Source organism: Mariniflexile ostreae (assembly GCF_042427585.1).
Taxonomy (GTDB): domain Bacteria; phylum Bacteroidota; class Bacteroidia; order Flavobacteriales; family Flavobacteriaceae; genus Pseudalgibacter; species Pseudalgibacter ostreae.
Window position 1 is genome coordinate 233,084 of record NZ_JBHMFC010000103.1, and the last position, 22,298, is coordinate 255,381.

The window sequence follows — 22,298 nt, forward strand, 5'->3', positions numbered from 1 at the left end:
CCCCACCCAGCCACCGCACAAAACACGGCTTATGCACTCCCACCGCACAATGCCAACGCTTCAGTGCATCCTATGGTACTGCCGCCATTTTTAAACTGTCATACTTTTTGTGTGGGCTGTTGCCAACTCTAATTAAATATTGACCTCGCCTCTTCATAAATCCGCTCAAAATTAGCTTCTAAATCAACCTTTGAATACTGCTTAGATTCTTGTGGAAATTCGCGTTGAATATTGGCTAATTTAAAACACACCCTTTTATCCTTACCATCCGCATATGTAATAAATTCGCCTTGCTTCAACCTAAAAAAAATATCTGCCCTGATTTTAGGAATCTCTTTTTCTCCTGTAGTAACTCTTGTATCAAAATCTAAATTGTGTCCCCGGCTTATACTTTTGGTTGGGTCTTTTATGATTTCAAAAAAGCGTTCGTAATATTTAGCGGTATCTGGATCATTAACTTTTCCGAAAAATTGGTAAGACAGATTGCTTAAAATTGCCTTACTCGCTTTGTCGCCATACATCATATCGTTTTGTATTTTATCTTGCATCACATAAATTGTAGAAATATTATAGCTTCTTAGTGTCGCAGGAATACGGTGCATATTCAATAACCGAATGGTCGGTGCTTCTTCCATTAACAGAAATGAAGGCTCACTATTTCGAACACTCATTTGCTTGGTAATGGTGTGAATAATAGTTGCAATTACTGGTGAATAAGAAGTCTCAAATTTAGGATTGTTCACTATCGAAATCACGCAGGGATTCTCAGTACTATTAATATTTAATGGTACTTCGTCTGCCGATAATGCCATAAATATTCTTTGAGTACTGATTCGTTTCAGCGCATTGGCCAAGGTGCTTTTTACCCCAGCAGTCTGTCGTTCCGAATCTTTACCACTAATAAAGGCGTCTGCCATGGCTCTTGAAGTAGTATTGGTTTCCAAAAATTGAATTAGGCTATCTGTATCAAGGTGTTGGTAAATGGCAATCAAATGCGGTAGTGTACAGTATTTAGGGTAGTCGGTTTTCAGTTTCCAAATCAATCCACCAATCAATCCTTCAGCTGCATCATTGAAAAATTTAGTTGTACCGGTTGTTCCAGATTCTCGTTGCTCTAAAAGGTTTTCAATCAATACCCTCGACACTTCATTTACGCTTTCCTCGTTCTCTAAATAGCGTGGTGCAATAGGATTTACCCTATGTATGATTTTATCGAAGGAAATGACCTTAAAAGGGATATCGCCATCCTTAAAGAGTGGATAAGCCATTTCGGTAAGCTCAAAATCCTTGTAGTCGTGGATAATTCCGCAAAACCCTTCTTTTTCGAAGTGTTTCAAAAAACCATAGACCACACTTTCCGTCTTTCCACTTCCAGCAGAACCTATGACCGAGGCACCACGTTTAATGTTGTCTAATTTGAAATTTCCTTTGGTAGTAGCAAAGTTGACTTGGTATTTTCTATCGCCTTTATTTGGTCTTTCTATTTTATGCAAAAAAACATACAGTCCTATATTAATTAATTTAAGAGGACAAACCAAATAGAGCGCTATTAAAATTAATTGTGCTTGTTCGTTTAGACAAAACACAAGGACACCAAGCATCAGAAAATTGATAATGAATGCATATCTGCTTATCCGAAACATTCCATAGAAAACCGTACTGGTCAAACCAATAATTAAAAATACCGTTAAGAAATTGTCTATCTGCATAATTTAGATTCCTATGGAACTTGATTTGATGGCCACTTCTGCACCACGTCGCAGCCTATTAAATACCTTCATTGCTAATTGTGCTTGCGTTACAGGAATACTTGGCATCATCGGAATGCCCGCTTTGCCCATTATTTTGAAGGCCAATGCTTTTTCATTGGTGGGTAATTTCATCAATGATGCGAAATAGATTTTTGGATTCTTTATGAAATCCTTTCTTGCCTTGTAGGTCTCCGCAAAATTCCGTTGATAGCCGAAAGTCTTATCAAAGGCTTTTTCGGCACTCTGAAAAAAATTATCACGGTCAAAACCACGTTTTACTTTATTACCGTGCATCTCCACTTCCGAAGCTTTGTGTTTACTCCCTGGCGAAAGGCTGAATGTATTGGAAGCATCCTTTCTACTCACGATAATATGAATATGACTTTGGTTTCCATCTTTTTGCATTCCCTGTACGATTCGTTTACCGTTCTGTTGGTGTGGTGCTTCACGTTCCAATTTTGCCATTTCCTTTTCTTTGCGTTTTATATTCCCTTCTAGTGTTCCACTTTCTATTTTACGGATGTCATTTTTGAGCTGAAGTATTTTTGTGGCGTAGGGTTGGTTTTCTTTAATCTGAAAGTCCGTTCCCTTAAAGGTTCGTTGATGTTCGATTTTTGCATAATATTTTATATCATCGATGGTAATCGGGCGACCGTTAATTTCCCGATTGAAGGATGCCACATAATCCTTCATCAGCTCACGAGTGTACTTTTTTAAATCTTCGCTGCTGTTCTGTAATCTGTTCAATTCGTATTTTGAAGGACTGACCGTTATGGAATAAAATTTCGGTTCGGTCTTCTTCAATTTAGCACCATTTCCATCGATATCTTTTACGACTTCTTCGGCTGAAATCTCATCGCCATATTGGTTGAAAAAGTGTTCCAGATTCTCTTGTTCAAGACCTTGGTTTTCTTTCTCTAAATAACCCACAAAATCCGCTGAACTTTGTGAATATGTGCCTCCTAATTTTTGAGGTGTGATTGTGATATACATAGCTCAAAAATTTAAAGTCCGTTATTGTGATTTTGCTTTTCTCTGAATCGCACTTCCTTCTTTTTTTCTAAAAATTTCTTCTCTAAAATCAAAGGTTTCTTTGTTGGTGTTTCCGTTTGAAAAAGTGATTCTATCATCGCGACCGTTGGTTTGGTTTGGGTCTTTTCCATATCTCGCATTATAGCGATTACCGCATTGATACGCTTCTTAAGGGAAGTTTCGATTGTCCGACCGGTCGGACCCAATTTTTCCTTTGGCGATATCTCGTTGTAGAAGAAAAAATCGAGCATCGTTGCCATCGCTTCTGTATGCGATTTGAAGTGTGTTCTTGAAAATTCTTGAAAACGTTTTGCTGTTTCCTTTTTGAATCTAATTCCTATAAATGTGTCCATATTTCGCCGATTTGTCGCAAAACCTTCCCTAAAAATGGGCGTTTCCAGCCCGTTTGTCGCAAATCGTTGATTGTCAGGATATTAAAATATATTCAAATAGCTGATAATCAGTTATTTGAAAACGAAAAGGAATCCGAAACATCGCGTAGCGTGTTACCCTCTTGCTATTCCTTTTCGTTCGCCACAGGCGAACAAAAATCCATACAATCCAGCTCAAAAAGCTGATTGCCATTTTAGGAAAATAATTTTCCGATATGTTATTTTTCGATGTGTATGGTTATCGGCGAAAGTCGAAAAGTGGATAACCCTACTTTAATTTGTGTGCTGTATTTCCAGCGGAATAAAGATACGTTTTTTTATTGATATGATATAAATTGCATACAAAAACACCTCTAAATTTTAGAGGTGCTTGTTTCTTATTTCAAAAAAATTAAATATTGAAAATGAATTTATAAGAGTATAAATTTCGCATCGCTTCTTCTTCAATCATCGTTTCAAAACAAGTGTAATTTTCGGTTACGTATTTGCGAATACTATCGCCAAATTTTCGTTCCACGTCTATTTTAGAATTTTCTAAAAGTCGGTTTTGAGCTTCTTCGCTCAGGTCTGTAAAATTGAGATATACCATGGCTTTAGATTTTAGTATTCACTTGATAACATCAGCGTATTATTTACAAAAAATAAACGCAATTCATCAAGCGGAAAATCGGTTACTCTATATCCATGTTTTTCGAGAATATTATCGTTGCCATCGGTATAAATAATTTCAGCTTCATAACCTGTAAAATCCTGTTTTTCTTTGGACAATCTTCTAAAGTCTATGGTTACAAATTCACTTCTATTCATCAGACTTTTTGCAATTACGGATGTGTCCGTAATGAGCCAAAAACATTCTGCAACTTCCGCTAAATATTTTAGTCCGTCCGTAAACCGAGTTTTTAAAAGTGGTATTTGATAGAAGAAATTAGTACCACTAAATGTCTGTAAATTTTCTTTTATTTCGTTAACTTGTGCTTTCATTGTGCATATTATTTAAAGTGTGAATAATGAAAAAAGAGGGCGCATCTTTCGATGGTTACGCCCTCTTTAATTTTAGATATTACTTATCAGCTTTGCTTCCAAGTAAAAGAATTTCATCGGCTACAACTTCCGTTACATAGCGTTGTTCGTTATCATCAGTTGTGTAGCTTCGGGTTTTTAGCTTCCCTGTAATTCCTACCTCTTTGCCTTTAACAATAAACTTTTCTACAACTTCGGCAGTCTTGCCCCAAGCTACTACGGTATGCCAATTCGTGTCCGTCTGCTTGTTGCCTTCTTTGTCCTTGTAATACTCATTTGTTGCTAATGAAAAACGGGCTACTTTCTTTCCGCTTTCAAGGTTTGTAATGGTTGGCTCTTGTCCAACGTTTCCGATTAACTGTACGTGATTTTTTAAAGTACCCATATTAAAATATTTAAGAATTAATTAAAATCTATCTGAACCATTCAGACAGTTTGCCTTTATATTTTTTTGAATTGATTTACTTATTATATCTTGAGCGTTTTCCTTTTTTGTTTTTTTTGGTGCTGCTTCCTTTTTGATGTTTTTGTAAGATTTCATAAGATTCATTTTAGATTTACTTCCCATAGCGCCCTCGCTGTTACCTTTTTTTGTTGCTGATACATTTTCAATATTTGGAATTGACAAGGACTTATAAATAGTGAAGCGCAGCGAGAACGGTTTATGCAGTCCGTTCAACTTCAAAATGTTGGTATTTTGCTGTCGAAAAAAGGGTATAACCGCGAGGGTGCGGATGTAAGTCTAAAGACTTTTGTGAAATACAAAAACATAGGAAGCGGTACCAAATGAATACTAGAATTCCAATTTGGCGGACGCTATTCACAGTTTTGGCTCAGTAATGAAGTGTCCCGTTCCAGTGCAGCGGATCGGGTTAACGGAATGGAAAGCTAAAATTGGGGATTGTGTCCAAGACCTGTGCAGGGAAGCTCTTTTCCCGAAGTGAAGTGGTTGCCTGCTTTTTCAGCAGGCGAGCGTGGAATGTAGGGGAATGTGCTGAGTGGGTTATGAAAACTAATTATTGTCGTTTAGTAGTATGTTAAGCGGACTTGACTTTAAAGATGTATATTGAAATGGAGTTTAATAGCTTCCCGACTTTTCTCGGGAATGAGCGGACAAGTGGAATGGAAATCGGAATCTTTGAAGTTGTGTCCAAGACTTTTTTAATGAAGCGCTTTGCTCGGAATGATGTTTTTACGGAATGCAGGGGAATGGACTGAGTGATTTTAAAAGGAATAAACCACTACTCATCAAATTGACAATTAGTGGCTTTGAATATTTCATTTAATTTATATTGTTTTTCAACTTAATACTCCTATTTGATTTTATGTTACTTCTTATAAATAAAACTCTTAAGAAACGCTACTTAGATCAATAGGTTTTTCATTATTATTGTTATAAATCATTCTAATTCTATGTTTAGATTTATCAGATATAAATTAAAATACTTCTGTTAAATTTTGTTTTCTAATTTAGATAATCTTTCTTTAATTTCTTTTGAAATTTGTCCTGTTTCAGCATAGGTACTTGGATTTTGTTTTAACCATTTGGGACCAACTTCATTCCTTGTTAATGGCATCCCTCTAACTCCTTGATTAATTATGTATTGGAAATCTAGATTAATACCTTTAATATTATTGACTTTTGAAGTTGATGGTGGAAAAGGCTTGATAGGCATAAAAAAACCGTTGGTTTGGGTAAACTCTATTTTATTTTGATTGACACCTTTATTTTTCGGCATTCCCAAATTGCTTCCAAATGCAACATTTTGTTCCCAATTAATATTTCTGTTTTTTAAATTTTCATAATTGAAAAATGAAAAATCTTTTTTATTCTCAGTATAAAAAAGATTATTACTTAACGTAATATGATGTGGTAATTGGAAAATTTTCCCCAGTTGTTCAGTTCTTTCTTTTCTTCGATCTTTTAATCCCTGAAAATCTATAGCATATCCATTCGTATTTATAAAATAATTATTCAATATTTTAATATTGAAAGCCAATGCATGTTCATCACCTTCAATTCCAGCATTCAAATACAATGCTGCATTACCTCTATTTTCAATAGTTGTTTTTAGTTGGAAATAATTGTTGGCTATTATATGATTACTACCCCAAACAAACATGCCACCATATTCATGTTTAGTATCGGTAGAAATAAAAAAATTATTGATTGCTACTTGTGTATCTCCGTGTCTAAAATTCAAAGTTCCTCTACAATTTTTTACAGTATTATTATAAAAGACGTTTTCTTGAGATTTACTAGTAATTATTTCAGGCTCCGAATCTTGTCTTTCAAATAAATTCGATTCTATAATGCATCGTCCAAAATCTTTTCTCCAATATCCTATTCTAATTCCACCACCTGCATTTCCTTGTTTTTTAGGATTTGAAAAATAGTTGTGATCTACTCTATGGTACATTGGTATTCCTGGCTCACCTTCTAAGGTTTTTTGTAATGTATTATTCAAATTTATCACTTGGTCAAATGTCGTTTTATCGGTAAAAGAGCAATGATCAATTCTGCAATATTGCGGAACCTTCCCCTCTTCCGTTAATGACGTTGTTATATATGCAGAATCTATCTCATCAAAAGCATGAAAAGCACATTGTGTAACTCGGTTATAGCTTCCGTAAATTGCAACAAGACCAGGTCCATGAGATTTCCATTCCGTTTTTTTTCTTTTACCATTTTTAAAATATATTCCTTCAATAATGTTATAATTTCCTCTTATTTCAATTTTCACATCTCCTGTAAAAAAAACTTCACCGTTGGTTTGTGCTTTAATTAAAATGGGGGTTTCAGCTGTTCCAGAGTTTTGCATTATCAATTTAACGTCTTTATATTCACCAGATTTTAACAAAATACAATCTCCTGCTTTTACCTCAGAAATGGCTGTTATTAATTGCGAATTATTTGAAACTTTTATGGTGTTTAAAATTCCTGATTGTGCATGGCAGCCAATTGCCATAAATAAAAAAACACTTTGAACAACTTTTGTAACTAAACTCATAATTTTTAAATTTTAATTTTCAATTCTTATTTTTAATTCAACTTCATAAAGTGAATTCATTTTTTTTGAAGTATTTAAACCTTCCACATAAATCCATTCATCTGCTCTGTTTTCAAAAGTATGCTCAATGCTTAACTTTTTATTCGGATGTGATGAACGCACTCCAATTACGTTACTTCTTAAATATTGTTTGTGACAATCTATGTGCATTTTATTAATCCATCAGATTAAAAACTTTCGTGCCAACCGTTGGAATTGATTTTTCTCATTACATAGACCCCGCATATGAATAATCTGGTAGTCTCGAGCCTATCACTATTCGTATAGATTCTTTTAAGATTTCAGGCTCTCAGGTACCATCTGATAAGTTTTTAACAGAACGGCTCGTACAATCATGAAGTAAAATTACTGCTAAAACACTCCAAAAAAGATACTTCATATTATTTTTATTGTTTTTCTCTTCTATTAAACAAAAGGTTTATGCTTCAAAACCTTATTTTGAAGCATAAGGGATTAATTCGCTAAATTTTTTATTTTTAAACCAAGGATCATTTGCCATTTTCAGCTTTTCTCCTAACTTTATTAATAATTTCTTTGCTACTTCAGGTTTATCTTCTAATCTTATTTTTTTTAGCTGATAGGGATCATTTATATTATCGTATATAAAAGCGTCCACTGACCCTTTTTCTTTCCTTTCACCCGACTGCTTTTTATTTTCTTTTAAACTCAATGTATATTGATGTGTTAGAATACCTCTAGAATTTCCCAACATTAACAATACGGCATCTGGTTTTTCAACTTTATTTGATGCTGGGTTTGTAAGCAACCCTGACAAGTTGGTTCCTTGAACTGTTGCTGGAATTTTATTAGTAAGCCCAGCAAGTCCCATGGTTGTTGGTAAAATATCTGGCGCACTTAATAACACATCAGTTATTCCACCGGCTTTTAACCCTTTTGGCCAATGCACAATAAATGGTATTGCCATAGCTTCCATTTCTATTACATTTTTCCCTTCCATTCCATGACTTCCTAACATTTCGCCATGGTCTGAACTAAAAACAACGATGGTATTATCCAACACGCCTGTTTTTTCCAACTCATCTATTACCAATCCTATGTATTTATCTATGCTAGTTACGGCTGCAAAATAGTTTCTTGCATATTTAGCAACTTCCAGATCTGCATTTTCCCTAACCACTAATTTTCTATCAATTTCAGGGAATTTATCTGTATCATAATGCGCTCGCATCATTTCCATGTCCGTATCCGCGTCTCCCCAAGGATTGTGAGGAGGGTTTAAGGACCAAATCATAAAAAAAGGTTTATTTAAATCTCTGTGACTGTTTTTATTTTGCAAGTAATCTATAATTTTTTCCGACTCATTTTTTGCAGAATATACTTTGGGCAAGTGTAATTCCCCATCCTTTTTTCCTTCAATTGCATTTGGATCATTCGAATAAATATGTGGATTAAAGTGGTCGTCTTTTAATGCTTGATAAAAATACTCGATGTTGTGTCTGGCTTTTCCCGCTGGTATATACGTATCATATTTATTAACATAATGTCCACCTGGCGCTTCTTTTGTACCAACATAATTCCCATCAACATCAAAAAATGGTTCTGTTTTAAGCCAATGAAATTTTCCAAAGTAAGATGTATTATAACCCGCTTCAAAAAACAAATCCGTTAAGGTTGGAATATCATCCTTTAAACTATCATCTCTTCCAACCCTACAGTTATTCCAAATACCATTTTGTTCTGGATACATTCCAGACATTAGCATGCCTCTAAACGGACTGCATAATGGATAATTACTAATGGCGTTGGTAAATACAATGCCATTGTGAGCTAATTTATCTATAGTTGGTGTAATTACTGGATCGGGTTTACCAATTACATGCTCTTTATATTTATCTTCGGACCAATAACCAGCACTATAACGTCTTAATTGATCTGGAAAAATGATTAATACATTTGGTTTTTCTATAAAAATTTCAACTTTTTTTTCTGCTTGAGTTCGACAACCGATTATTATAAACAGGGAGAAAAAGCAAATTAGAACTCGTGTAAATTTCATATCACAAAATTTAAAAATGGATTGTTTTAGTTTTAATCAATTAGTAAAAAAGAGGCGTTTTTGTCAGATTGCTCTTTTGATGCAGCCATGCCGCCAATTTTATTGAAATTGGAATTTAATAAAGCTAAAGTAATTTCTCTATCTTTTTTACCATCAACTAGTTTACTTATTTCTTCAGCATTCAATTTAATTTTTAAATTTTGGTTTTTATCATCCAGAGATTGTGGCACTTCAATTTCTCCTACTAAACTACCTAATTCAAGAGTGTCATTCCAAGTTATTGTAGCTTCATTCCACGTGTCATTTTCGACAGCATAAATTTGTAAATTAAACATTGCTTTTGGATCTTCATCACTTTTATAAACTTTCAAATTAATGTTTAACTCAACAGCTTTTAAATTTTCTATTTTTTTTGGTAATGTAAATTTCAAATAGGTAGTCCTTGAATATTTATTATCGCTTTTAGAATTAAAAATACGTAAATTTTTAGGTGTTGATTGTCCAAAAGCAGTTCCTGAAGTTTCTCCTCCTTGAATAAAGGCATCTTCTGATACTGTTATTTTTTGACTTTGCGCATTTATAGCACATGTACATGCCCCTATAAAAAATAATGCGGAAATTTTTTGTAAAGTTTTCATAATTAAATTATTTTAAAGTTGTTTTTTTTATATCCTCAACCCATTTAGGGAGTTTTCCTAAACGTAGTTTTAATTGTTCTTCAAATAATGATTCTGGCTGAACTGGTGTCCCTAAACTTTCTAAAATTTGAATTTCATCTTCTTTAAAAGTAGTTCCCGAACCGTGGAAACCAACAACTATTGGGGGGACAATTTTCCAAAACCATGTTTTAGTTGACATAAATTCGAAGTTAGTCTCAGCCTCATCTGTTTCCTTGTAGTTCCACAACACTAAATAGCGCCCGTGATTTGATAAGTTTTTTCTAGCACCTCCAGCTCTACCTAAAAAAAACCGCCTTCAACATTATCAAATAAAGTACATCGTGGTTGTGAGGCGTGCGCCTCAAAACAAGCGTGTGCAGGATGTTTTGATCTCCAAACAACAGTTCCTGTAGTACTTCCGCCACCAACGCCCGAGGTATGGTGCATGCCTGCCAAATCATTTACATTTGCAATTAAAATACCAGTAGATCCACCAGCAGCATGAACAGCACTATGCCCAATTTTGCCTTCAATAATAATATTTAAAGCTGTAGATGCCGCACATGCACTAAAAGTAATAGCATTTGATACGTTAACAAATCGACAATCTTTTACCCAAGAATTCACACTTTTATTTACACTTAAAATACTCCAACCGCCATCATCTTGTGCCGAGCGATGATGCACAAACTCTTTAGTCCAATTTCCTTCAAAAGTTATATTTTCAAATCCAATCCCTTCAGAATGAGCAAAAGTATAAAGCTCCCAATTATGCTTCTTTTGAACATCATAGTGAATAGGTTCAAAAAAAGTTATGGTATTTCCATTGATCGATTTTACTTGATGACGCTCATTAACAACAACTCCTTTATCTAAAATTGAAGTCCATTCTGGCTCAGGAACTAAGGGTTCAATATCATATGAAATCAAATCTTTACTATTATTAGCTACTTGTAAAATTACCCAATCTCCTTTTTCGATTTTTGAAGCATCCGAAATTTTCACACTAAATGTTTCTCTTTTTGCATCTTCAATAACATTTGCTAACTTCTCATTTTTACCTCCGGAAGTACTTTGTATCATATTTGGAACAGAATATAACTTTTTAGGATCTACAGGAAGTAGATCTTTATCAAAAAATAAAATTGTTCCATCTGCCCCCGTTCCTTCTCCTCTAAACACAATATTTGAAGCTTTGAACTGAATGGGGGTTAAGGCATCATCTCCAGTGTTCATATAATATTTACCTTTTGGAAAGTAAATTATACCCGATTTATTTTTAGTTGCTGCAGCAATTGCTTTTATCAGTGCATTTTTATCTGACTTCGTATCATTGGGAATCGCTCCAAAATCTATGATATTAAATATTTTATAATTAACCGTTGGTATTTCAACTTCGCTGTATTTATAACCAGCATAGGAGAAATCGGGCAGAATAGCTTCGTTACCAGATTTTTGTGACGATTTAAAATCTTCCCAAACGGCACTTTTTTGCGCTTGGCTAACTGTCATTACAAACAGTGAAAAACTTAAGATTAATTTTTTAAGAGGCATAATTTATTATTTAGATTTGTATTTTTTATATCTAATCAAAGCTTCAACATAATAATAATCGGCATAATTTAAAAGCACATCAATTTCATTATTATGAGGAATGCTACCAACACTATGCTTTAATATAAAATTTTTATTTTCACCTAGTTTTGCGGTATATACTTCTGAAGCTAATGAACCTAAAATTACATCAACAGCATCTTCATATTTGCCTTTAGTATATTCATTTAGTTCAATTAAAGCCGATGCTGTTATTGCTGCGGCAGAAGCATCACGCGGGCTATTAGGTATTTCTGGATCATTGTAATCCCAATATGGTATTCCATCTTCAGGCATCCCATTGTAGTTCAAAATATACTCAGCAATCTTTTGGGCTTGCTCTAAATATTTTTCATCTTTAGTGAAACGGTAACACATTGTATAACCATAAATTCCCCAAGCCTGACCACGAGCCCAAACACTCTCATTTGCAAATCCTTGTGCCGTTTGTTTACTTCTTACTTCTCCTGTTTCTGGTTCGTAATCAACCACATGATAAGAACTATTGTCTTCTCTAAAATGATTTTTCAATGTCGTATCTGCATGAGCTATTGCCACTTTTTTGTACTTGTCATCACCTGTTAATTCAGATAATTCAAAAAGCATTTCTAAATTCATCATATTATCAATAATGACAGGAAATTTCCAACCTTTTTCAGATTGCCAACCTCTATCAACATCCCAACTTTTTATACTACCTACAACAGGATTAAATCTAATAATTAAGGAATCTCCAGCAGTTATTAAAACCTTTTTAAAGGCTTCGTTTTTAGTTAACCTATAACCGTTTCCATACGAGCAATTAAATATAAAACCTAAATCGTGATTGGTTGTTTTATATTTATGATCTTCAAACTGTTTTTGAAATTTTTGTGCTGCATGCTTCCATTTTTCTTCTTTTGTTACTTCGTATAAATACCAACAAGTTCCTGGGAAAAAACCTTCAGTCCAATCAAAACCAAAATTCGTGAAATGCATGTCACCATTTTCATCAATGGTTCTTGGGATTCGATTTGCTGCTAAGGCATCATTTAATAATAATGACATTTGTTTATCGGCAAAAACCAAAGGTTTTTCTGTAAAGTCCTCATTACTTTTTTGATACGCTAACAGGACAGGCATGTAGAAAGCTACATACAAATGCCATTAGGGATAATTTAACTGTTTTCATTTATAAATTATTTTTACTGCTTTAAAAATATAAAGTATTGTGAATTGTGAATTTATACTTTTAGCGGATTGGTTCCTTTCAAAATATTACAGTTCAGTGATTTAATATTTTATTTTCAGGAATCGTAATGCCAAATTCAATTAACTCTTTATCAATATATTCATTAACATCCATTCTATTATCCAATGATAAAACAGCATGGGTTTCAGGTAAATGTGTTTTAAAATCAATAATGATTTCAGCATAGGCTTCATTTAAGAACAAATTGTTCCATTCATTAGGGTCTTTTCTTAAATTATAAAGTTCACCAGAACCATTTCGGTAAGTTATAAAATGATAATCCCCCTTATAGAGTGACATGTTTTTATAACCATAGGACGTTAAGGCGGTATGTTTCCAAGCTGCATTCTCATCATTTATCAAAGGAAGCAAGCTATTTCCTTCATTTTCAGGATTCTCCGGCAACCCAACCATATCCAAAAGAGTTGGATATAAATCAATTAGCCCTACTGGTTTATTTGATTTGGTGTTAGGTCTTACTCCTTTTCCTGCAAAAACCAAAGGCACATGGGTTGCGCGTTCCCAGAGAGAGTGTTTTGCTGTCCTCCCTTTTTCCCCGAGATGATACCCATGATCTGACCATAAAACGATTATGGTATTATTATTATAATCACTCTTTTCTAATTTATCTAACACTTTTCCTAATTGTGCATCAACAAACGCCATGGATGCCAAATATGCTTTTACCATACCTTTCCATTTATTTTCTTTAATTAACCAGTCGGTATCTGGCATAGCAGGTATGTGATGCAATTGTTTTGAAATTTCGGGAATATCATCAAAATCATTAGCTAAGTATGGGGGCACTTCGATAGAGGCGTCATCAAACAAATCAAACCATTTTTGCGGTACATGCCAAGGTACATGAGGCCTAATAAAGCCAACCGCCATAAAGAATGGTTTATCGTGCTTTTTATCTAGTTCATTAACCGCCCAGTCAGCAATTTTGTAATCAGACATGTCAGAATCTGGCAAATTTATTGGGCTCCAATCTGTGGCGGTACCCCTACCCTCAGCGGCTGGAAACCACGCAGGACTATAGTTAACGCGCTCCATAGGTTTAGGACCGAATAACATTTCGGAATACACACCTCCATATTCTTGAAAAACTGAATTATTATCTCCGTTGTGAAATATTTTTCCAACCCCCAATGTTTTATAACCATGTTTTTCAAAATAGTCTGGCATGAAGGTGCCTTTCTCTGTTATTACTTTGTTGTTTTTTAAATCTTCATCTGAGAATTGATAATACAAACCTGTGGTATGAGGATACAAGCCTGTAAATAAGGAAGCCCTTGAAGGCGCACATATTGGTGCTTGACACTGTGCGTTTGAGAACACCATTCCTCTGGCAGCTAGCTTATCCATATTTGGAGTTTGAACATTTGGGAAGTTTTTCAAAAACCCTGGCCAATCATTTAAATCATCCACAGAAATAAATAAGATATTTGGTTTGTTTAAAACACTATCATTCTGTTTTTTACTTTGCTTAGATACACAAGAAATCAAAGCTCCAGATAGCAACACGAATAAAAAAAAAAGCTTCATATAGTCAGTATTTTTATTTTAAAATTTTTAATAAATCATTACTTATGTTATAGATTCCTACTTATCTTTATAACAGATTGAAGATATATACTATTGATGGTATTTGATTGTTAATATCACGCAGAGATTATTTATAGTTTATTTAATAATAAACAATGTTTATCCCATAAATGATTATTTATCCGTTTTGAATATATCAACCATCACATCATTTTCTTGCGATTGACCCTGGGTTGTTCGTCCATTTTTAACTATTTTCTCTAATTCTAAAGTCATTTTTTTTACGATTCTTGGATGTTTTTTATAAAGATTTGTAGTTTCTTCTTGGTCTTTTTTCATATTATACAATTGCATCTTTGGAAAATTTTCTTTTCTGGCCTCTGGGTCTGTAGGTGATGTCCAACCACCAGAGCCTGGAGTTAATTCTAATTTCCATTTTTTATTTCGAATAGAAAACTTTCCTTGTATAGAATGATGAATTACCATTTTATGGTTACTCTTTGCTTTTCTATTTTTAAGTAAAGGAAGAATACTATACGAATCTACCCCTACGTTTTCTGACACATTCAAATTATTAATTTCTGCACAAGTTGCCATTAAGCTTGTTTGACAAATAAGTTCATCATTTATAGAGTTTGCCTCAATTTTTCCTGGCCACCTTACCATAAAGGGAACTCTATGACCACCTTCCCAAATATCAGATTTAGAACCCCGGAAATTTGCACTTGGATAATGTCCTAACCCTTCTAATTCTTTACCGTTCGCTGTTGGATAAGACGTTCCGTTGTCACTTGTGAAAAATACTATTGTATTATCTGCAATTCCATTTTTTTCTAGAGCTTCAAGAACTTTCCCAACCACATCGTCGGTTTCCATTACAAAATCGGCGTAATCACCCATCCCGCTCTTACCTTGCCATGCTTTAGATGGAACTACAGGGCTATGTGGAGAATTCAGAGCTAAATACATAAAAAACGGCTCTTTACTGGTAGCTTCTTTGGTTATATAATCGGCTGCGTTATGACCTAAAAATTGTAACATTTTTATAGGTGCCATATGGTCTATCACCTTATTATTTTTTACAATGATATTCATTGATGTTGAATGATGAAACCCAATATAAGAATCAAATCCTCGTGAAACCGCTCCATTTGGCACAAAATCACCAATGGGAACATCTAATAATTCTTTACCATTATAAAGCTCATAAGGTTTTCCCTTTTCATTTAGATAAGTAAATCCTAAATGCCATTTCCCCATAGCAACTGTTTTATATCCTGCCTTCTTTAACATTGCAGGAACCGTATAACAAGCTTTTCATCAATTAGCGGCTCAAATTCATTACCTGCTCGCAAAACACCTTTTTGTAATCTAGATCGCCATGAATATCGCCCAGTTAAAATGGAATATCGAGATGGTGTACATACTGCAGATGCAGAATGTGCATCAGTAAAAACCATGGATTCTTTTGCAAATGCATCTATTTTTGGGGTTAATATTTTCCCACGTTCTGGATTTAAAACTTGAACATCACCATATCCCAAATCATCGCAAATTATATATACAATATTTGGTTGTTCTTGTGCCTCTGTATAGTTTACAATTAGCATTAGTAGTATTAAAAATCTTAAAATTCTCATATTATATTTATTTATTTTTCTTTAAAATTGTAAGCCTCTAAATTATCATATAGCCCAAATTCTTTTTTATTTAAATTGGCTGGATCTCCATAGCTTTTCATTAATTCTTCTAATTCTAACTTCAAAGATTCTCCTAAAGGAATATAAGCCTCTTCTTCAATTAAATTATCTAGTTCCCATGGATCTGATTCTAAATTGAATAATTGATAGGTATAAACATCATTTTTAGAACTAACTATTAGTTTAAAATTATTTTTACGAACTGCTCTATGACCGCCTTCTGGATTATGATCTAAGTTTTCTTTTAACAAGTCACCTGGCCATGAATGGTATGCAAATAACATGCTTTCTCTAACTTCTCTTTCTTTACCCTTAATTACAGGAGTTAAATTTTTGGTATCAATAGATTGTGGTACTTCAAGCTCAGTTAAACCACATAAGGTCGGAAATATATCATGCAAATAAACCAAAGCATCCCTTTTTTGATTTTGTGGAATATTTGGTCCACAAAAAATTAATGGCACACTTATACTGTGTTCATAAACATTTTGTTTACCAAGTAGCCCATGTTGTCCTAATGCAAGTCCATTGTCTCCCGCAAAAACAATAATGGTATTTTCTGTTTGTCCAGAAACTTCCAGTGCCTCCAAAACTCGACCTATCTGAGCATCCGTTGCAGATATCATTGCATAATAATCAGAAATTTCTTTTTTTATTGCAATTTTGGTTCTAGGTTTAGACACTAGAACTTCATCCCTAATTTTATCGTCTGCAATCTCAAAAGGATGTTGAGGCATAAAATTAATGGGTAATTCTATCGCTTCAACAGGATACATGTCTTGAAATTCTTGTGGAGCTGTACGTGGGTCATGCGGTGCTGTAAAAGCCACATACATCAAAAACGGGTTTTCATCTTTATAATCTTTTAAAAAATCTACCGCAGCATCGGCAAAAACTTCGCTACTGAACTTTTCTCTAATTTGATAAGTTTCAGACCAACCTGTTTCTGGTTCATAATCATTAAGTTTGGTTCCAAAATGCACATCCATCCCTCCTAAAAAAGCAGATTTAATATGATTAAAACCACGTTCTAACCATACGTTACCATTATGCTGTTTTCCTGTTGCAAAGGTGGTATATCCATTGGCTTTAAAATATTCTGGAAAGGTTAGTAAGTTGCTCTTTCCTTGAAGTTCTTTAGGAAATGAAGATTGGGCATAAACGTTGGGCTCTATATTAAAAAAAATTCTTCCCGTCATTAGCATCGCTCTCCTTGGTGAACAAACGGCCGCTGTAGGCGCTCCTAAAATATAAGAATTTGTAAATGACGTTCCTTTATGGACTAATTTATCCATATTTGGTGTTTTCACATGGTCCCGACCCATTGCACCAATAGTCCCTCCACGCTGATCATCTGTAAATAGAAAAAGAAGATTCGGCTTTTTAGAGTTCTGTTGCGCTTTAGTTTTACAACTAATAACTAAAATAATTAGTATTAATGTTATCCCTTTGATTATATAACTCATTTTTTTTGACTTTTAACAAACCTATTATTCTAGTTGTGTTATCCTGAAATTTTCAATTTCCATATGATTGTTTACGGTTCTAAAACCAAAATATCCACTAGTATAAGGTTCAGGATCATTCATTTCAAAAATAACCTTTCCATCTCTCGTGTAACTTGTATAGTTGTCCTTGACCACAATCTTAATATGCATTTTTTTATTGGCAGTAATCATAAATTCCTCATCCGTTAAATCATGCTTTGGCAATAAAGGCCTATCAATATTTCCATCATATCTTCGAAATCTAGTTTTGGTATTATTATGCCCGCCATAGCCTACATAGTATTGTGTTAAATGATGATAATTCAAAAAAAGACCTGCACGAATCTTAGATTCCTTAAAGAAATCATCAGGATTTTTAGGATCATTTGCCATCCAAAAGCAATTCATATCCGAAACCCTGTCATAAGGCCCATTATTATCAATGATTGTAATATCATATTCAATTTTTATGTTTCCTACCAACTTATGTTTGAACCAAGCGGTAAACCCTTTAACGTCTATAACTGTCATTTTACCATCTTCAACTGTAGTTGTGCCTTTCGGCTGTTGTTCTACAATCCAATTTGCATTAGTATCCAACACGTCATTATGAATGAGCTTTTCTTTTGTTTCACAAGAACTAAGACATAATATGTTTATAAAAAACAATATGATAATAATTTTATTTTCTTTCAGGTATGTTCTCAAATTATTAATTTAAATATTTGTTGACTTATTTATTAATTAACCGAATCTATTGACCAAACGGCATATTCCCTTCATATAGGCTGTTCCTAAAAAGGTTAAAAAGGTTGCCCTAGACAATTAGCATCTTTTAAAATATTTAGTTAAAAACCACCTCTCACCTATTCCTAAAATCGAATTTTAATCCTTAGTAACTTCTCTCTGAGGTCTCTTGCTTTTTCACTAAATTGTCATAATCGCTGAAAAATTAACGATTCTATTGTCCACTAAAATCTAGCTTTTAAGTGTTTACATGATTTGCCATACAGTCCAAATGACCTTAAGTAATTAATAAGGCTTATCAAATAAATCACTCGAAGTCATGTTACTGTTACTTGGCAACACCACCTTTCGCAAGAATTTAGTATCCTCTGTCTCTTTACACCAATCCAATAATTTTTGGCGATAATCGTCAATATTTTTTGAAAACTCTTCAGAATTAACAAGGTTGTTCATTTCATAAGGGTCGGTCTCAAGATCAAAGAATTGCTCTCTATTTTTACCCCAGCTATATAGCACATACTTATATTTTTTGGTAACCAACGCCCTTCCCATCGTACCGAAAGCATTTCTGCCTTCAAATTTTGTTTCAACCACTACAAATTCTCTAGTGCCGTTTTCTGTATTATCTTCAACAATAGGCTTAATGCTTTTTCCTAATAAATCTTTAGGGACTGAAACCCCTGCATAATCGCAGATGGTTGGATATAAATCCAATCCGTTAGAAATCAATGTTGAATTTACATCATTTTTTGATGTGCTAATTCTCTTAGTTTTTATAATAAAAGGCACATTGATGCTTTCTTGAAACAAAGCTGTTTTTTGATTCCAACCATGCGATGCATTGCCATCGCCATGATCGCTGGTAAATATAATTACCGTATTGTCGCTCAGGCCCAATTCTTCTATGGCATCTATAATTTCACCTATTTCTTTATCTACTTTTTCCACCAACCTGTAATAAGTATAGCGATACTGTCGCCAATCTTCCTCTGTATAGTTTTGGGTGGGATATGTTTTTACCTGTATGCCCTGTTCAAGTTCCAACGCTTCTGGAAATGTCTCTGATTTTTTGAAGTTAATAGGCAATTCTGGGGTTTCATTCAATGGTACGCGTGTCACATTGCCATAAGGTAGCGGTTCATTTCTCGCCCATTCACAAATATTATGTGGATTGTCAAAAGATGCCACTAAAAAGAAAGGCTGCGGATTCTCTTTTCTTGATTTTAAATAATCGATACATTTTTCCGCCAATGGAATATCCCCAAAACCTGAAATTTTATCAAAACCGTATCCGTCGGGAATTTCGGCTTCGTGTGCATGCCACTTCCCACCATACGCACAATCGTAGCCAGCCTCTCGCAACCTATTACCCAAACTATTTTGCTTATCTTCAGCAGACATAATATTGTCGCCCTCTTTATTAGAATTCACACCAATTGTATGTGGAAATTTGCCTGTAAAAATACTGGAACGTGCGGGTACGCACAACGGAAAAGTGACGTAGGCGTTTTTAAAACGTGTCCCTGTTTTGGCGAGTTTGTCCAGATTTGGGGTATGTAAATTGGAATTTCCTGCAACGCTTAAAGCTTCCGCTTGGTGTTGATCGGTCATGATTAAAACAATGTTCGGTCTGTCCTGATTTGAAAGTTCAACTTGCTGAGCATTAACATCCTTTTCATTTTGCTTACAGCCTACCAATAAAGTGATTATTGGAAAGCCCATAAAAAATAGTTTTCTAAAATATTTAATGAATATTTTTTTTGATTGTAGTGGTGTTTTCATGGTATTTAAATATTTATGAGTTTATATTTACTTAATTTTTTAGCTTAATATTATAAGAATTGTAATTCTAGTTTAAAAACCAAACTTAAAATTATACTATCAAAATTGGATGATTTACTTGATTTATGAGGATTATTAGGTTAAGGATTCTCTTTAATTTTTAAACTCAAAATGATTTTCGGTTTTAAAACTTATAAATTTTAATATTATCATAAAGACCAGCTGCTGGAACCATAAGTCTAATTGCAAAATAGCCTCCAGACAAAACGTCTTTAGGATTGTGTTCAGTATAAATAAAAGCTGTTTTGCCATCAATCTGCCAAGTAATGGTATTATCTTTTTTAATAAGCTTTAAATGATGGACTTTATTTTTGTTATCTATAGTGTAATCAAACCCCGTTGTAAGTATCTTTTTTTCTGGACTTTTCCTTAAATTGGTAGTTTTTCTATCTGGAGCGAAAAAACTAATTCTTGACCCCACTAAATCGCTTTTAGTATATTGAGCAGCTAATCCGTTGCGCAACTTTAATTTAGGATCAAAAACACTTTCCCCTTTTATTCCTAAATGGTCAAACATGATCATATGCAAAGCGTACTCACTTAGAGTTTGAAAATCAAATTCCAAGATATAATTATCAGGCGTTTTATTTTTATTCCAAAAAACGATATGTCCTCCTGCAAAATTTTCCTCAATTTTATAATCTTCTGAATTATGATCTAAATCTTTTTGCATTTGGGATTCCACAAAATCATAATAGCCCATACCATTATTTTCTTTAATCTGATTTTGACTGAGATATTCCTGAGTGCTTTTTGAATATGTACTATGTAAAAGTAACTTTCCGTTTTCAATTTTTGCTATACCTGGACCTTCCATGATCCAATCATCGAGCGCTAAAGGATTATCGAAACTATTTTGATAAACAAGATTTAGATTTTGCGTTTTTAAATCTTTTAATTTTAGGATTTCAAATAAACAATAAGCGTCGTAAACGTCTCTTTTTATAGCGATGTTATTATCCAAAATGTGTTCTACAACTATTTTGTACACTTCAGGACGGTAACTTGCATACCAAATATAGCCATCATAGCTGATAGGGGTATTTGCTTTAGCACTGCCTGCGCCATTTAACCGCTCTGCAAAATTGCCGCTTTTTTTATCGAGCACTTCAACCAATGTATTGGCCATCGCCAAAATGTATCGTTCTTCAAAATTGTAACGTCCACTTTTATAAATTAGTTGGAAATCTCGAGAGTCGAAGGAGCCATGTTGAAAATCTTCGGACTGGCCTAGGTTTTCTGATTGTGCGTGGTCGCTGTAAGGATAGCTTACACATTCCTTTCCATTTACCTTTTTAAAGGTCATATCTTCCACAAGATAGTTAATCATTGCCTGGTTTACTTTGTCTATTTGACGTACTTTTTCTGGATCGATGTTTAACTTCTCATAAGCTTCTGCTAGGGGTATTGCGCCAGACATTAAAGGGAACACTCTGTTATAAATATAAACTTTGCCATGCCATTCACTCCGTTGCATTGTTTTAGGATAACGGAATAAATTATCTGCGCCTACAAAAACTTTATAGGTATAATCTAATGTTTTTTGGGCTTCTTTTGCTAGCGATATGGCGATGTCATAATATGATTTTCCTTTATATTGTTTATTCCATAACTCCTTGTTTTCTGCAATCATTCTTACAGGGATAGTAATCATAGGAACACCTGCAAAACCCGAAGCTCCTGGTGCTAAACCGTGACTACCATCCTCATAAATTTCTAATTCTTTATAATTTGGCCAAACAGGAGCAATACTTCTATCATAACTGATTTGGTAACATGTGTACCTATCGTCAACCTTACTTATATTATCATTTCTATAAACAACCGCTCGTTCAGCTATTTCTATGGCTCTATTTACAAGCACAATATCATTGTCTTTTTTATATAACCATTCTAGCATATAACTATTCATCCTTTTACGGAAATAGTAGTTCATGTCGTTGTGGGTGGGCAACCAAGCATTTAGCACATACTGCTTTAAGCCTTCAAATTCTGCACTTGTTACTGGGTTATAAATATTATCTAATATCATGTAACGTGCCGCAGGATCTTCCCAATCGTATTTTAATACCGCTGTAGATTCTATAAAATCAATATTTCTTATTAACTTTCTATTCTTGGATCTTGCAACTGCTCCTATTGAATAGAGACCTATTAAAATAATTATAATGATGTGAGAAACTTTCATAACACTTGTATTTAATAAAA

The 22,298-nt window shown here is 33.9% G+C and carries 19 protein-coding genes and 1 pseudogene; all 20 read right to left on the reverse strand.

Going from position 1 to position 22,298, the window contains the following annotated elements; genetic code table 11:
• Nucleotides 1-128 precede the first annotated feature (128 nt).
• Complete coding sequence (locus ACFFU9_RS15175) at nucleotides 129-1,709, reverse strand: type IV secretory system conjugative DNA transfer family protein (RefSeq protein WP_379862325.1); 1,581 nt, start codon at nucleotides 1,707-1,709, stop codon at nucleotides 129-131.
• A 3-nt stretch (nucleotides 1,710-1,712) separates the two neighbouring features.
• On the reverse strand, nucleotides 1,713-2,744 hold the full coding sequence (gene mobB / locus ACFFU9_RS15180; RefSeq protein ID WP_379862326.1) for a MobB family relaxase: 1,032 nt from the start codon (nucleotides 2,742-2,744) through the stop codon (nucleotides 1,713-1,715).
• An 11-nt stretch (nucleotides 2,745-2,755) separates the two neighbouring features.
• Complete coding sequence (locus ACFFU9_RS15185; RefSeq protein ID WP_379862327.1) at nucleotides 2,756-3,136, reverse strand: BfmA/BtgA family mobilization protein; 381 nt, start codon at nucleotides 3,134-3,136, stop codon at nucleotides 2,756-2,758.
• Nucleotides 3,137-3,566: 430 nt separating this feature from the next.
• Nucleotides 3,567-3,764, reverse strand: coding sequence for a hypothetical protein (locus tag ACFFU9_RS15190; RefSeq protein WP_025613688.1), 198 nt, complete (start codon nucleotides 3,762-3,764; stop codon nucleotides 3,567-3,569).
• 11 nt (nucleotides 3,765-3,775) lie between these two features.
• Nucleotides 3,776-4,156, reverse strand: coding sequence for a DUF6876 family protein (locus ACFFU9_RS15195; RefSeq protein WP_379862328.1), 381 nt, complete (start codon nucleotides 4,154-4,156; stop codon nucleotides 3,776-3,778).
• Nucleotides 4,157-4,235: 79 nt separating this feature from the next.
• Complete coding sequence (locus tag ACFFU9_RS15200; protein WP_379862329.1) at nucleotides 4,236-4,580, reverse strand: single-stranded DNA-binding protein; 345 nt, start codon at nucleotides 4,578-4,580, stop codon at nucleotides 4,236-4,238.
• A gap of 21 nt (nucleotides 4,581-4,601) precedes the next feature.
• The gene (locus ACFFU9_RS15205; protein ID WP_379862330.1) at nucleotides 4,602-4,823 is read right to left on the reverse strand and encodes a hypothetical protein; all 222 of its coding nucleotides are present in this window, start codon (nucleotides 4,821-4,823) and stop codon (nucleotides 4,602-4,604) included.
• An 823-nt stretch (nucleotides 4,824-5,646) separates the two neighbouring features.
• On the reverse strand, nucleotides 5,647-7,206 hold the full coding sequence (locus tag ACFFU9_RS15210; RefSeq protein WP_379862331.1) for a chondroitinase-B domain-containing protein: 1,560 nt from the start codon (nucleotides 7,204-7,206) through the stop codon (nucleotides 5,647-5,649).
• Nucleotides 7,207-7,218: 12 nt separating this feature from the next.
• Nucleotides 7,219-7,416 carry a hypothetical protein gene (locus tag ACFFU9_RS15215; RefSeq protein WP_379862332.1) on the reverse strand — a complete coding sequence of 66 codons (198 nt, stop codon included), beginning with the start codon at nucleotides 7,414-7,416 and terminating at the stop codon, nucleotides 7,219-7,221.
• Between the two features lie 283 nt (nucleotides 7,417-7,699).
• Nucleotides 7,700-9,283, reverse strand: a complete 1,584-nt coding sequence (locus ACFFU9_RS15220) for a sulfatase family protein (RefSeq protein WP_379862333.1) — start codon at nucleotides 9,281-9,283, stop codon at nucleotides 7,700-7,702.
• 32 nt (nucleotides 9,284-9,315) lie between these two features.
• Nucleotides 9,316-9,921 (reverse strand): CBM96 family carbohydrate-binding protein, encoded by a 606-nt coding sequence (locus ACFFU9_RS15225; RefSeq protein ID WP_379862334.1) that lies wholly within the window; start codon nucleotides 9,919-9,921, stop codon nucleotides 9,316-9,318.
• Nucleotides 9,922-9,928: 7 nt separating this feature from the next.
• Nucleotides 9,929-11,496 (reverse strand): annotated as a pseudogene (locus ACFFU9_RS15230) (DUF4955 domain-containing protein).
• Between the two features lie 6 nt (nucleotides 11,497-11,502).
• Entirely contained in the window at nucleotides 11,503-12,657 is a 1,155-nt protein-coding gene (locus ACFFU9_RS15235) for a glycoside hydrolase family 88 protein (protein WP_379862335.1), read from the reverse strand.
• A gap of 142 nt (nucleotides 12,658-12,799) precedes the next feature.
• Complete coding sequence (locus ACFFU9_RS15240; RefSeq protein ID WP_379862336.1) at nucleotides 12,800-14,314, reverse strand: sulfatase; 1,515 nt, start codon at nucleotides 14,312-14,314, stop codon at nucleotides 12,800-12,802.
• A 174-nt stretch (nucleotides 14,315-14,488) separates the two neighbouring features.
• Entirely contained in the window at nucleotides 14,489-15,607 is a 1,119-nt protein-coding gene (locus ACFFU9_RS15245) for a sulfatase-like hydrolase/transferase (protein WP_379862337.1), read from the reverse strand.
• Nucleotides 15,601-15,954 (reverse strand): sulfatase-like hydrolase/transferase, encoded by a 354-nt coding sequence (locus tag ACFFU9_RS15250; RefSeq protein ID WP_379862338.1) that lies wholly within the window; start codon nucleotides 15,952-15,954, stop codon nucleotides 15,601-15,603. The genes ACFFU9_RS15245 and ACFFU9_RS15250 overlap by 7 nt, the downstream gene beginning before the upstream one ends.
• Before the next feature lie 11 nt (nucleotides 15,955-15,965).
• Nucleotides 15,966-17,480, reverse strand: a complete 1,515-nt coding sequence (locus tag ACFFU9_RS15255) for a sulfatase family protein (RefSeq protein ID WP_379862339.1) — start codon at nucleotides 17,478-17,480, stop codon at nucleotides 15,966-15,968.
• A gap of 24 nt (nucleotides 17,481-17,504) precedes the next feature.
• Entirely contained in the window at nucleotides 17,505-18,209 is a 705-nt protein-coding gene (locus ACFFU9_RS15260; protein ID WP_379862340.1) for a DUF6250 domain-containing protein, read from the reverse strand.
• A gap of 324 nt (nucleotides 18,210-18,533) precedes the next feature.
• Nucleotides 18,534-20,030: a sulfatase family protein gene (locus tag ACFFU9_RS15265; RefSeq protein ID WP_379862341.1), complete on the reverse strand. Its 1,497-nt coding sequence runs from the start codon at nucleotides 20,028-20,030 to the stop codon at nucleotides 18,534-18,536.
• Nucleotides 20,031-20,214: 184 nt separating this feature from the next.
• Nucleotides 20,215-22,278, reverse strand: coding sequence for a DUF1961 family protein (locus ACFFU9_RS15270; RefSeq protein ID WP_379862342.1), 2,064 nt, complete (start codon nucleotides 22,276-22,278; stop codon nucleotides 20,215-20,217).
• Nucleotides 22,279-22,298: the final 20 nt, after the last annotated feature.

Coding starts and splice junctions, on each gene's coding strand:
- ACFFU9_RS15175 (WP_379862325.1), bottom strand. CDS start 1,709: ATGCAGATAGACAATTTCTTAACGGTATTTTTAATTATTGGTTTGACC.
- ACFFU9_RS15250 (WP_379862338.1), bottom strand. CDS start 15,954: ATGAGAATTTTAAGATTTTTAATACTACTAATGCTAATTGTAAACTAT.
- ACFFU9_RS15225 (WP_379862334.1), bottom strand. CDS start 9,921: ATGAAAACTTTACAAAAAATTTCCGCATTATTTTTTATAGGGGCATGT.
- ACFFU9_RS15215 (WP_379862332.1), bottom strand. CDS start 7,416: ATGCACATAGATTGTCACAAACAATATTTAAGAAGTAACGTAATTGGA.
- ACFFU9_RS15235 (WP_379862335.1), bottom strand. CDS start 12,657: ATGCCTGTCCTGTTAGCGTATCAAAAAAGTAATGAGGACTTTACAGAA.
- ACFFU9_RS15240 (WP_379862336.1), bottom strand. CDS start 14,314: ATGAAGCTTTTTTTTTTATTCGTGTTGCTATCTGGAGCTTTGATTTCT.
- ACFFU9_RS15190 (WP_025613688.1), bottom strand. CDS start 3,764: ATGGTATATCTCAATTTTACAGACCTGAGCGAAGAAGCTCAAAACCGA.
- ACFFU9_RS15270 (WP_379862342.1), bottom strand. CDS start 22,278: ATGAAAGTTTCTCACATCATTATAATTATTTTAATAGGTCTCTATTCA.
- ACFFU9_RS15220 (WP_379862333.1), bottom strand. CDS start 9,283: ATGAAATTTACACGAGTTCTAATTTGCTTTTTCTCCCTGTTTATAATA.
- ACFFU9_RS15265 (WP_379862341.1), bottom strand. CDS start 20,030: ATGAAAACACCACTACAATCAAAAAAAATATTCATTAAATATTTTAGA.
- ACFFU9_RS15245 (WP_379862337.1), bottom strand. CDS start 15,607: ATGTTAAAGAAGGCAGGATATAAAACAGTTGCTATGGGGAAATGGCAT.
- mobB (WP_379862326.1), bottom strand. CDS start 2,744: ATGTATATCACAATCACACCTCAAAAATTAGGAGGCACATATTCACAA.
- ACFFU9_RS15200 (WP_379862329.1), bottom strand. CDS start 4,580: ATGGGTACTTTAAAAAATCACGTACAGTTAATCGGAAACGTTGGACAA.
- ACFFU9_RS15185 (WP_379862327.1), bottom strand. CDS start 3,136: ATGGACACATTTATAGGAATTAGATTCAAAAAGGAAACAGCAAAACGT.
- ACFFU9_RS15195 (WP_379862328.1), bottom strand. CDS start 4,156: ATGAAAGCACAAGTTAACGAAATAAAAGAAAATTTACAGACATTTAGT.
- ACFFU9_RS15255 (WP_379862339.1), bottom strand. CDS start 17,480: ATGAGTTATATAATCAAAGGGATAACATTAATACTAATTATTTTAGTT.
- ACFFU9_RS15210 (WP_379862331.1), bottom strand. CDS start 7,206: ATGAGTTTAGTTACAAAAGTTGTTCAAAGTGTTTTTTTATTTATGGCA.